Origin of the sequence: Pleomorphomonas oryzae DSM 16300, from assembly GCF_000422965.1 — a bacterium.
Taxonomy (GTDB): domain Bacteria; phylum Pseudomonadota; class Alphaproteobacteria; order Rhizobiales; family Pleomorphomonadaceae; genus Pleomorphomonas; species Pleomorphomonas oryzae.
Genome location: NZ_AUHB01000001.1, coordinates 1 through 12,577, shown reverse-complemented (window position 1 = coordinate 12,577; position 12,577 = coordinate 1). Strand labels below are relative to the sequence as shown.

The window sequence follows — 12,577 nt, the reverse complement described above, 5'->3', positions numbered from 1 at the left end:
TGTCGGTAGACGATCGGTTTGTCCCGAGCCCTTCGGCAACGTTGAGAGCGTTGCACATCAAAGGGTTCCGGTCTGCCGATCACGGTGTACGAGGGAAGCAATGGCGCAAACGTTCAACGGCCGCAGGCGTGTCCGCAAGTTCTTCGGAGACATCCGGGAAGTTGCCGAGATGCCGAACCTGATCGAGGTCCAGAAGGCGTCCTACGACCAGTTCCTCATGGTGGAGGAACCGAAGGGTGGGCGTCCTGAAGAGGGTCTCCAGGCCGTTTTCAAGTCTGTGTTCCCGATTTCCGATTTTGCTGGCACGGCTTTCCTGGAATTCGTTCGCTACGAGTTCGAGGCGCCGAAGTATGACGTCGACGAGTGCCGCCAGCGCGGCATGACCTTTGCCGCGCCGCTGAAGGTGACGCTGCGCCTCATCGTATTCGATGTCGATGAGGATACTGGCGCCAAGTCGGTCAAGGACATCAAGGAGCAGGACGTCTACATGGGCGACATGCCGCTCATGACCGACAACGGCACCTTCATCGTCAACGGCACCGAGCGCGTCATCGTTTCGCAGATGCATCGTTCGCCGGGCGTGTTCTTCGATCACGACAAGGGCAAGAGCCACTCGTCGGGCAAGCTGCTGTTCGCCGCGCGCATCATCCCCTATCGCGGGTCCTGGCTCGACATCGAGTTCGACGCCAAGGACATCGTCTATGCGCGTATCGACCGCCGCCGCAAGATCCCGGTGACGAGCCTGATGTTCGCCCTCGGTCTCGACGGCGAAGAGATTCTCGACACCTTCTACAACAAGATCATCTACGAGCGCGCCAAGGATGGCTGGCGCATGCCTTACGATGCCAATCGCATGAAGGGCATGAAGGCCGTTGCTGACCTGATCGACGCCGACACCGGCGAAGTGGTGGTCGGCGCCGGCCGCAAGCTGACCGCTCGCGCTGCCCGTCAGCTCGCCGATAAGGGCCTCAAGGCCTTGAAGGTGACCGACGAGGAGCTCGAAGGGCTCTATATCGCCGAAGACGTCGTCAACATGCAGACGGGTGAGATCCACGTCGAGGCTGGTGACGAAATCACCGCCAAGATGCTGGCTCAGCTGGCTGAACTCGGCATCGACGAGCTGCCGCTGCTCGACATCGATCACGTCAACACCGGCGCCTACATTCGCAACACGCTGGCCGTCGACAAGAACGAGCTGCGCGAGAGCGCGCTGTTCGACATCTATCGCGTCATGCGTCCGGGCGAGCCGCCGACCATCGACACCGCCGAGGCGATGTTCAAGTCGCTGTTCTTCGACGCCGAGCGCTACGACCTCAGCGCCGTCGGCCGCGTCAAGATGAACATGCGCCTCGACCTCCAGTGCCCGGATACCGTCCGTATCCTGCGCAAGGAGGACATCCTCGCCGTCATCAAGACGCTCGTTGAGCTGCGTGACGGCAAGGGCGAGATCGACGACATCGACAACCTCGGCAACCGCCGTGTCCGTTCGGTCGGCGAGCTGATGGAAAATCAGTATCGCGTCGGCCTCCTGCGCATGGAGCGCGCCATCAAGGAGCGCATGAGCTCGGTCGACATCGACACGGTCATGCCGCAGGATCTGATCAACGCCAAGCCGGCTGCCGCCGCGGTGCGCGAGTTCTTCGGCTCGTCGCAGCTCAGCCAGTTCATGGACCAGACCAACCCGCTCTCCGAGATCACCCACAAGCGCCGCCTGTCGGCCCTTGGCCCGGGCGGTCTGACCCGCGAGCGCGCCGGCTTCGAAGTCCGCGACGTGCACACCACGCACTATGGCCGTATCTGCCCGATTGAGACGCCGGAAGGCCCGAATATCGGTCTGATCAACTCGCTCGCCACCTTCGCCCGCGTCAACAAGTACGGCTTCATCGAGAGCCCGTACCGGATCGTCGAAAACGAGCGGGTGACCGACAAGGTCGTCTATCTCTCGGCGATGGAAGAGAGCAAGTACACGGTCGCCCAGGCCAATGCCGCGCTCGACGCTGAAGGCCGTTTCGTCAACGACCTCGTCATCTCCCGTCATGCCGGCGAGACGGCTGCGGTTGCCAAGGAACGCGTCGACCTGATGGACGTGTCGCCGAAGCAGGTCGTGTCGGTTGCCGCGGCGCTGATCCCGTTCCTTGAGAACGACGACGCCAACCGCGCTCTGATGGGCTCGAACATGCAGCGTCAGGCCGTGCCGCTGGTGCGTGCCGAGGCGCCGTTCGTCGGCACCGGCATGGAGCCGGTCGTGGCTCGTGACTCGGGCGCTGCCATTGCCGCCAAGCGCGGCGGTGTCATCGACCAGGTGGACGCCACCCGTATCGTTATCCGCGCCACCGAGGACCTCGATCCGTCGAAGTCCGGCGTCGATATCTATCGCCTGATGAAGTTCCAGCGCTCCAACCAGTCGACCTGCATCAACCAGCGTCCGCTGGTGCGCGTCGGCGACGTGGTGGCCAAGGGTGACATCATCGCCGACGGTCCGTCGACCGATCTCGGCGACCTGGCGCTCGGCCGGAACGTGCTCGTCGCGTTCATGCCGTGGAACGGCTACAACTACGAGGACTCGATCCTTCTCTCCGAGAAGATCGTGGCCGAGGACGTGTTCACCTCGATCCACATCGAGGAGTTCGAGGTGATGGCCCGCGACACCAAGCTGGGCCCCGAAGAAATCACCCGCGACATCCCGAACGTGTCGGAAGAAGCGCTGAAGAACCTCGACGAAGCCGGTATCGTCTACATCGGCGCCGAAGTGCAGGCCGGCGACATCCTGGTCGGCAAGATCACGCCGAAGGGCGAGAGCCCGATGACGCCGGAAGAGAAGCTTCTGCGCGCCATCTTCGGTGAGAAGGCGTCGGACGTTCGCGACACCTCGCTGCGCGTTCCGCCGGGCGTCACCGGCACCATCGTCGAAGTGCGCGTCTTCAACCGCCACGGCGTCGAGAAGGACGAGCGCGCCATGGCGATCGAGCGCGAGGAGATCGAACGCCTCGCCAAGGACCGCGACGACGAGCAGGCCATTCTCGACCGTAACGTCTACGGCCGTCTGATGGACATGCTGATCGGCAAGACCGGCGTCGGCGGCCCCAAGGGCTTCAAGAAGGACACCGTCCTCGACCAGGAGAAGCTCGAGGAGTTCCCGCGTTCGCAGTGGTGGCAGTTCGCCCTCGAAAGCGAGCAGGCCATGGGCGAGATCGAGGCCCTGCGCAAGCAGTATGACGAGAGCCGCAAGCGGCTCGAGCAGCGCTTCATTGACAAGGTGGAGAAGCTGCAGCGCGGCGACGAACTGCCGCCGGGCGTCATGAAGATGGTCAAGATCTTCGTCGCCGTGAAGCGCAAGATCCAGCCGGGCGACAAGATGGCCGGCCGTCATGGCAACAAGGGTGTCGTCTCGCGCATCGTGCCGGTGGAAGACATGCCGTTCCTCGAGGACGGTACCCATGTCGACATCGTGCTGAACCCGCTCGGCGTGCCCTCGCGCATGAACGTCGGTCAGATCCTTGAGACCCACCTTGGCTGGGCTTGCGCCGGCATGGGCCGCAAGATCGGCGAGATGCTCGAAGCCTACCGGCATGGCCAGGGCATCGAGCCGCTGCGCGACCTCGTGGTCGATACCTATAAGGGGTCTACCAAGACCGAGAACATCAGCGAATACAGCGACGACGAGATCCTGCTTCTCGCCAATCAGGTGAAGAAGGGCATTTCGATCGCCACGCCGGTGTTCGACGGCGCTCGCGAGCCGGACATCAATCTGTTGCTGGCCAAGGCCGGGGTGAATACGTCCGGCCAGTCGGTGCTCTATGATGGCCGTACCGGTGAAGCCTTCGACCGCAAGGTGACGGTTGGCTACATCTATATGCTGAAGCTCCACCACCTCGTGGACGACAAGATCCACGCCCGTTCGATCGGTCCCTACAGCCTCGTGACCCAGCAGCCGCTGGGCGGCAAGGCGCAGTTCGGTGGCCAGCGCTTCGGTGAAATGGAAGTGTGGGCGCTCGAAGCCTACGGTGCAGCCTACACGCTGCAGGAGATGCTGACGGTGAAGTCGGACGACGTGGCCGGCCGTACCAAGGTCTACGAGGCGATCGTCCGTGGCGACGAGGCCTTCGAGTCCGGCATCCCCGAAAGCTTCAACGTGCTGGTCAAGGAGATGCGGTCGCTCGGCCTCAACGTCGAGCTGGTCAACTCCAAGGAACACGCCGTTCTCGGCGACGAGCGGCCCCAGGACGCGGCGGAGTGATCCGGCGCGCCTAACGACGGAAATGCCTTGAGCTGTCGGCGCGAAAGCGCCGGCAGTTCGGCGTGTCCGGAAACCCTACGAAATTACTCATGCAGCCCCCGCCGGCGAGGCGGACAGACGGCGGTCGGGCAGCATCACAGGAGAACGAGCCGATGAACCAAGAGGTCATGAACCTTTTCAACGCACAGGCTCCCGTGCAGGTCTTCGATCAGATCAAGATCTCCCTCGCTTCCCCCGAGAAGATCCTTTCCTGGTCCTATGGCGAGATCAAGAAGCCTGAGACCATCAACTATCGTACCTTCAAGCCCGAGCGCGATGGCCTGTTCTGCGCCCGCATCTTCGGGCCGATCAAGGACTACGAGTGCTTGTGCGGCAAGTACAAGCGCATGAAGTACAAGGGCGTCATCTGCGAGAAGTGCGGCGTCGAAGTCACGCTGTCGCGCGTTCGCCGCGAGCGCATGGGCCACATCGAGCTCGCAGCGCCCGTCGCCCACATCTGGTTCCTGAAGTCGCTGCCGAGCCGCATTGGTCTGTTGCTCGACATGCCGCTCAAGGACCTCGAGCGCATTCTCTATTTCGAAAACTACGTCGTCACCGAGCCGGGCCTCACGCCTCTCAAGCAGCATCAGCTCCTCACCGAAGAGGACTACATGCGCGCTCAGGAGGAGTATGGCGAGGACACCTTCACCGCCCTGATCGGCGCCGAAGCCATCCGTGAGCTTCTGCAGTCGCTCGACCTCGCCAAGCTGGCCGAAAAGCTGCGCCAGGAGATCGCCGAGTCGACCTCCGAGCTGAAGCCGAAGAAGCTCGCCAAGCGCGTCAACATCATCGAGGCCTTCATCCAGTCGGGCAACAAGCCCGAGTGGATGGTCATGAGCGTCATCCCGGTCATCCCGCCGGACCTGCGCCCGCTGGTCCCGCTGGACGGCGGCCGCTTTGCGACCTCCGACCTCAACGACCTCTATCGTCGCGTCATCAACCGTAACAACCGCCTGAAGCGCCTCATCGAGCTGCGTGCGCCGGACATCATCATCCGCAACGAAAAGCGCATGCTGCAGGAGTCCGTCGATGCGCTGTTCGACAACGGTCGTCGTGGCCGCGTCATCACCGGCGCCAACAAGCGTCCGCTGAAGTCGCTCTCCGACATGCTGAAGGGCAAGCAGGGCCGCTTCCGTCAGAACCTCCTCGGCAAGCGCGTCGACTACTCCGGCCGTTCGGTCATCGTGGTCGGCCCCGAGATGAAGCTGCATCAGTGCGGCCTGCCGAAGAAGATGGCGCTTGAGCTGTTCAAGCCGTTCATCTACTCGCGCCTCGACGCCAAGGGCTTCTCCTCGACGGTGAAGCAGGCCAAGAAGCTGGTGGAGAAGGAGCGTCCGGAAGTCTGGGATATCCTCGACGAGGTGATCCGCGAGCATCCGGTCATGCTGAACCGCGCCCCGACGCTGCACCGCCTGGGCATCCAGGCCTTCGAGCCGATCCTGATCGAAGGCAAGGCCATCCAGCTGCACCCGCTCGTCTGCTCGGCCTTCAACGCCGACTTCGACGGCGACCAGATGGCCGTGCACGTGCCGCTCAGCCTCGAGGCCCAGCTCGAAGCCCGCGTGCTGATGATGTCGACCAACAACATCCTGCACCCGGCCAACGGCGCGCCGATCATCGTTCCCTCGCAGGACATCGTCCTCGGCCTCTACTACCTGTCGATCATGAACGACGGCGAGCCGGGCGAGGGCATGGCCTTCGCCGACTTCGGCGAGCTGCAGCATGCGCTCGACACGGGGGCCGTGACGCTGCACTCCAAGGTGCGCGGCCGCTTCAAGACCATCGACAAGGACGGCAACCCGGTCTCCAAGATCTACGAGACCACCCCTGGCCGCATGATGATCGGCCAGCTGCTGCCCAAGAACCACAACGTGCCGTACGACCTCTGCAACGAGCTCATGACCAAGAAGAAGATCTCGGGCATGATCGATGCGGTCTACCGCCATTGCGGCCAGAAGGAGTCGGTGATCTTCTGCGACAAGATCATGGCCCTCGGCTTCAAGGAAGCCTGCAACGCCGGCATTTCCTTCGGCAAGGACGACATGGTCATTCCGGAGACCAAGGCGAACCTGGTCGGCGAGACCCTGGCGCTGGTCAACGACTATGAGCAGCAGTACTCCGACGGCCTGATCACTCAGGGCGAGAAGTACAACAAGGTCGTCGACGCCTGGGCCAAGTGCACCGACAAGGTGGCCGAGGAGATGATGAAGCGCATCTCCTCCGTGCAGAAGGACGAAAGCGGCCGTACCAAGCCGATGAACTCCATCTACATGATGAGCCATTCGGGTGCCCGTGGTTCGCCGGCCCAGATGAAGCAGCTCGCCGGTATGCGTGGCCTGATGGCCAAGCCGTCGGGCGAGATCATCGAGACGCCGATCATCTCGAACTTCAAGGAAGGCCTCAGCGTGATGGAGTACTTCAACTCCACTCACGGTGCCCGTAAGGGTCTGGCCGACACCGCTCTGAAGACCGCCAACTCGGGCTATCTCACCCGTCGTCTCGTCGACGTGGCGCAGGACTGCATCATCACCGAAGTCGACTGCGGCGCCGAGGACCAGGGTCTTCGCATGCAGGCGATCGTCGATGCCGGTCAGGTCGTGGCCACGCTCGGTGCCCGTATCCTCGGCCGTACGGCCGCGGAGGACATCACCGTCGCCGCAACCGGCGAAGTGGTGGTGCCGAAGGGCAAGCTGATCGAAGAGCGCGACGTCGAGCGTATCGAGAAGTCGGGCATCCAGTCGGTGAAGATCCGCTCGGTGCTGACGTGCGCCACCAAGGTCGGCGTCTGCGCCAAGTGCTACGGTCGCGATCTGGCCCGCGGCACGCCCGTCAACATGGGCGAAGCCGTCGGTGTCATCGCTGCCCAGTCGATCGGCGAGCCGGGTACCCAGCTCACCATGCGTACGTTCCACATCGGTGGCACGGCGCAGGTGGTGGATAGCTCGTTCATCGAGTCGACCATCGAAGGCACGGTCAAGATCCGCAACCGCAACGTCGTGCGCGACAGCGAGGGCAAGCTCATCGCCATGGGCCGTAACCTCGCCGTGGTGCTCGTCGACGAGGCCGGCAACGAGCGTTCGACCCACCGCGTGGTCTACGGCTCGCGTCTGCATGTCGACGATGGCGACAAGATCAAGCGCGGCCAGCGTCTTGCCGAGTGGGACCCCTACACCCGCCCGGTGCTGACCGACGTCGATGGTATCGTCGGCTCCGAGGATCTGGTCGAAGGCGCTTCGGTGTCGGAGACCACCGACGAGGCGACCGGTATCACCAAGCGCGTGGTCATCGACTGGCGCGGCTCGGCCCGTACGTCGGATCTCAAGCCGGCGCTGATCGTCAAGGACGCCAACGGCAAGATCGGCAAGCCGCAGAAGGGTGGCGACGCCCGCTACCTGCTCAGCCCCGACGCCATCCTGTCGGTCGAGCCGGGTTCGAAGGTGCATGCCGGCGACGTGCTCGCCCGTATCCCGCTCGAAAGCGCCAAGACGCGCGACATCACCGGCGGTCTGCCGCGTGTTGCCGAGCTGTTCGAGGCTCGTCGTCCGAAGGATCATGCCATCATCGCCGAGATCGATGGCACCATCCGCTTCGGCCGCGACTACAAGAACAAGCGCCGTGTGCTCATCGAGCCGCACGACGCCAGCCTTGAGCCGCGCGAGTACCTGATCCCCAAGACCAAGAACTTCCACCTTCAGGAAGGCGACGTGGTCGAAAAGGGCGATTACATCGTCGACGGCAACCCGGCGCCGCACGACATCCTGGCGATCAAGGGCGTGGAGGCACTGGCTGCCTACCTCGTCAACGAAATCCAGGAAGTCTACCGGTTGCAGGGCGTGGTGATCAACGACAAGCACATCGAGGTGATCGTTCGCCAGATGCTGCAGAAGGTCGAAGTCACCGAGGGTGGCGACACCGACCTGATGGGCGGTGATCAGGTGGACGCCATCGAGTTCGAACAGATCAACGAGAAGGCGAAGTCCGAGGGCAAGCACCCCGCGGTCGCTCACCCGATCCTGCTCGGCATCACCAAGGCCAGCCTGCAGACCCGCTCCTTCATCTCGGCGGCGTCCTTCCAGGAAACCACCCGCGTCCTCACCGAAGCGGCGGTCAACGGCAAGGTCGATACGCTCGAGGGCCTCAAGGAGAACGTCATCGTCGGCCGCCTGATCCCGGCTGGTACCGGCTCGCTGATGAGCCGCATCCGCCAGGTGGCGACGCGCCGCGACGAACTGATCCTCGAGGAGCGCCGCAAGGACGCCCTCGGCGAGGGCGTCGAGGTGAGCGTCGGCGAAGTCGACCGGATCGGCACCGAGGTCTGATCGGCCGAATCCGAAAGTTGAAATGGCGCGGCGCTCCGCACGGGGCGCCGCGCTTTTCTTTTGAAAGATTCGCCGGAAAGGATTCGCCGGCCGGATCCGGGTTTCGGCGGGCAGGCTTGGGGAGGATTCGCATCCTCATCCCACAGGGACGGCCGAAAAGGGCAGGGTGGGTTGCATTTGTTGCGTGAGATTGTCATGGAATTGCCGCTTCGTGCGCCTGCGGCGGTACCATGTCCGCAGAAGGCCGAGGTTTCTGGCTTTTTTGCTCGGCCGGCTTGACGGTTGGGGATTGTTTGAGTAGTGTCCGCGCCACTTGAAGAGTTGGTCTGTAACGCGTGATCGATCACTGGTCCTTAAGCCCTTGATCAAGCCTCGTTAAACGCAATTCGATCCACTGGTGGTGAAAGCTGTTGTACGCATGAACGGTGCCGACTGGCATTGTTCCTCTGCTTTCCGCCGCGCCGGACGTGAGATTTCACGTTATCGGCGCGCTTCGTTTTGTGCGGGCGGGGTGCGGAGAGCTGCGAATTTGGTCAGGGAGCTGGCCTGTTGCCTCGGTTTGGGCAGCGGTTGGTTCTGAAGGAAGTAGTTCCGGTTTTAAGTTCCGGACGTTTGGATTGAAGGTGAAGGATGCCGACGATCAATCAGTTGATCCGTAACCCGCGCGTTGCGCCGGTTTACCGTGAGAAGGCCCGCCATCTTGAGGCTTGCCCTCAGAAGCGCGGCGTCTGCACGCGTGTTTATACGACGACCCCGAAGAAGCCGAACTCGGCCCTTCGTAAGGTCGCCAAGGTTCGTCTGACCAACGGCTACGAGGTCATCGGTTACATTCCTGGTGAGGGCCATAACCTCCAGGAGCACTCGGTCGTCATGATCCGTGGCGGTCGCGTCAAGGACCTTCCCGGCGTGCGCTACCACATTCTCCGCGGCGTGCTCGACACGCAGGGCGTGAAGAACCGCAAGCAGCGCCGTTCCAAGTACGGCGCCAAGCGTCCGAAGTGATCCCTGGCCGGATCTGTGCGTGAAGCCGGATCCGGTCGGTCTTATTTTGCTATACCCGGAGACGAAGTATGTCCCGTCGTCACAGTGCAGAGAAGCGCGAGATCAATCCCGATCCGAAGTTCGGTGATATCGTCGTTTCCAAGTTCATGAACTCGATCATGCAGGACGGCAAGAAGTCGGTTGCTGAAGCAATCGTCTACGGTGCCTTCGACAGCATCGAGACCCGCACCCGCCAGAGCCCGGTCCAGACCTTCCACCAGGCGCTCCACAACGTGATGCCGCAGATCGAAGTTCGGTCGCGCCGCGTTGGTGGTGCCACCTACCAGGTTCCGGTCGAGGTCCGTGCCGAGCGCCGTCAGGCCCTCGCCATTCGCTGGCTGATCACCGCCGCTCGCGGCCGCAACGAGAAGACCATGGTCGATCGTCTGTCGGGTGAGCTGATGGATGCCGCCAACAACCGCGGCACCGCCGTCAAGAAGCGCGAAGATACGCACCGGATGGCTGAAGCCAACCGCGCCTTCTCGCACTATCGCTGGTAAGCCTGAGAGGCGGAGACGAACATGGCTCGTACGCATAAGCTCGAGGACTACCGCAACTTCGGCATCATGGCCCACATCGATGCGGGCAAGACGACGACGACGGAACGCGTCCTCTATTACTCGGGCAAGTCCCACAAGATCGGCGAAGTGCACGACGGCGCTGCCACCATGGACTACATGGAGCAGGAGCAGGAGCGCGGCATCACCATCACGTCGGCTGCCACCACCACCTTCTGGAACGGCAAGCGCCTCAACATCATCGACACCCCAGGCCACGTCGACTTCACCATCGAAGTCGAGCGTTCGCTGCGTGTGCTCGACGGTGCTGTCTGCGTGCTGGACTCCAACCAGGGCGTCGAGCCGCAGACCGAGACGGTGTGGCGCCAGGGCGACAAGTACAACGTGCCGCGCATTGTCTTCTGTAACAAGATGGACAAGACCGGCGCCAACTTCGACCAGTGCCTCAGCGACATCAAGACGCGCCTCGGTGCCCGTCCGGTCGCTCTGCAGCTGCCGATCGGTTCGGAAGCCAACTTCAAGGGCATCGTCGACCTCATCCGCATGAAGGCGGTCGTGTGGGAAGACGAGCAGCTCGGCGCCAAGTTCCACGACGAGGAAATTCCGGCCGACATGCTCGAGCGCGCCAAGGAATCGCGCGCCGAACTGATCGAAGCCGCCGTCGAAATGGACGACACCGCCATGGAGGCCTACCTCGAGGGCAACGAGCCCGACGAGGCGACCCTCAAGAGGCTGATCCGCAAGGCGGTTCTGGTTTCTGCCTGGTTCCCGGTTCTGGCTGGCTCGGCCTTCAAGAACAAGGGCGTGCAGACGCTGCTCGACGCCGTTGTCGACTTCCTGCCGTCGCCGGTCGATGTGCCGCCGACCAAGGGTATCGACCCGAAGACAGAAGAAGAGATCGTCCGTCATTCGTCCGACGACGAGCCGCTCTCCATGCTGGCCTTCAAGATCATCGAAGATCCCTATGGCGTTCTGACCTTCGCTCGCGTCTACTCGGGCGTGCTGGCCAAGGGTTCGACCGTTCTGAACTCGACCCGCGAGAAGCGTGAGCGCATCGGCCGTATGGTGCAGATGCACGCCGACACCCGTGAGGACGTCGAAGAAGCCCGCGCCGGCGACATCGTCGCTTTCGTTGGTCTCAAGGACACCCGCACCGGCGATACGCTCTGCGATCCGCTGAAGCCCGTCATCCTTGAGAAGATGGAATTCCCCGAGCCGGTCATCGAGATGGCCGTCGAGGCCGCGACCAAGAGCGAGCAGGAGAAGCTCTCCATCGCCCTGCAGAAGCTGGCCTCCGAGGACCCGTCCTTCCGCGTCTCCACCGACCAGGAGTCGGGCCAGACGATCATCAAAGGCATGGGCGAGCTGCATCTCGACATCAAGATCGACATTCTCCGTCGTGCTCCGCACAACATCAAGGTGAACGTCGGCGCCCCGCAGGTTGCCTACCGCGAGACCATCCGCAAGGCCACCGAGATCGACTACACCCACAAGAAGCAGACCGGTGGTACCGGTCAATTCGCCAAGGTGAAGTTCGTCGTCGAGCCGAACGAAGTCGGCAAGGGCTTCCAGTTCGAGAACAAGATCATCGGTGGTGTGGTTCCCAAGGAATACATCCCCGGCGTCGAAAAGGGCCTGAACTCGGTGATGACCTCTGGTCCGCTCGCCGGCTTCCCGGTGGTCGACGTCAAGGTCACGCTGATCGACGGCGCCTACCACGAAGTTGACTCGTCGGCCATCGCCTTCGAAATCGCTTCCCGCGCCGCTCTGCGCGAAGCCATCGAGAAGGCCTCGCCGGCTCTGCTTGAGCCGGTGATGAAGGTCGAGATCGTGTCGCCGGAAGAATACGTCGGTTCCGTCATCGGCGACGTCAACTCCCGTCGCGGCCAGATCCAGGGCCAGGACATGCGCGGCAACGCCAATGTCATCACGGCCTTCGTTCCGCTCGCCAACATGTTCGGCTACGTGAACCAGCTCCGTTCGATGAGCCAGGGACGCGCCAGCTACACCATGCAGTTCGACCACTACGAGCAGGTCCCGGCTGCGGTCGCCCAGGAAGTCCAGGCCAAGTACGCCTGATTTCCGGACCGCTGACCTCACCCGCTTACACGAGACAAAGGAAGATATCCGATGGCTAAGGAAAAGTTTTCGCGGACGAAGCCGCACTGCAACATCGGCACGATTGGTCACGTCGACCACGGCAAGACGTCGCTGACCGCTGCGATCACCAAGGTGCTCGCCGAGACCGGTGGCGCGACGTTCAAGGCCTATGACCAGATCGACGCCGCTCCCGAAGAGAAGGCGCGCGGCATCACCATCAACACGGCGCACGTCGAGTACGAGACGAAGAACCGTCACTATGCTCACGTCGACTGCCCAGGCCACGCCGACTATGTGAAGAACATGATCACCGGTGCCGCCCA

The 12,577-nt window shown here is 62.7% G+C and carries 6 protein-coding genes; all 6 read left to right on the top strand.

The genetic code is table 11. The features are described from left to right. The first annotated feature begins 100 nt into the window (after positions 1–100). On the top strand, positions 101–4,237 hold the full coding sequence (gene rpoB, locus G522_RS0100030; RefSeq protein ID WP_026789298.1) for a DNA-directed RNA polymerase subunit beta: 4,137 nt from the start codon (positions 101–103) through the stop codon (positions 4,235–4,237). Between the two features lie 152 nt (positions 4,238–4,389). Continuing rightward, positions 4,390–8,595 (top strand): DNA-directed RNA polymerase subunit beta', encoded by a 4,206-nt coding sequence (gene rpoC / locus G522_RS0100025; protein ID WP_026789297.1) that lies wholly within the window; start codon positions 4,390–4,392, stop codon positions 8,593–8,595. 630 nt (positions 8,596–9,225) lie between these two features. Then, entirely contained in the window at positions 9,226–9,597 is a 372-nt protein-coding gene (rpsL, locus tag G522_RS0100020) for a 30S ribosomal protein S12 (protein WP_026782429.1), read from the top strand. Between the two features lie 68 nt (positions 9,598–9,665). Next, the gene (gene rpsG, locus G522_RS0100015; protein ID WP_026789296.1) at positions 9,666–10,136 is read left to right on the top strand and encodes a 30S ribosomal protein S7; all 471 of its coding nucleotides are present in this window, start codon (positions 9,666–9,668) and stop codon (positions 10,134–10,136) included. Positions 10,137–10,157: 21 nt separating this feature from the next. Further along, positions 10,158–12,233: an elongation factor G gene (fusA, locus tag G522_RS0100010; protein ID WP_026789295.1), complete on the top strand. Its 2,076-nt coding sequence runs from the start codon at positions 10,158–10,160 to the stop codon at positions 12,231–12,233. 51 nt (positions 12,234–12,284) lie between these two features. After that, on the top strand, positions 12,285–12,577 hold a 293-nt coding region (locus G522_RS24855; RefSeq protein ID WP_036837484.1), incomplete at its 3' end, for a GTP-binding protein.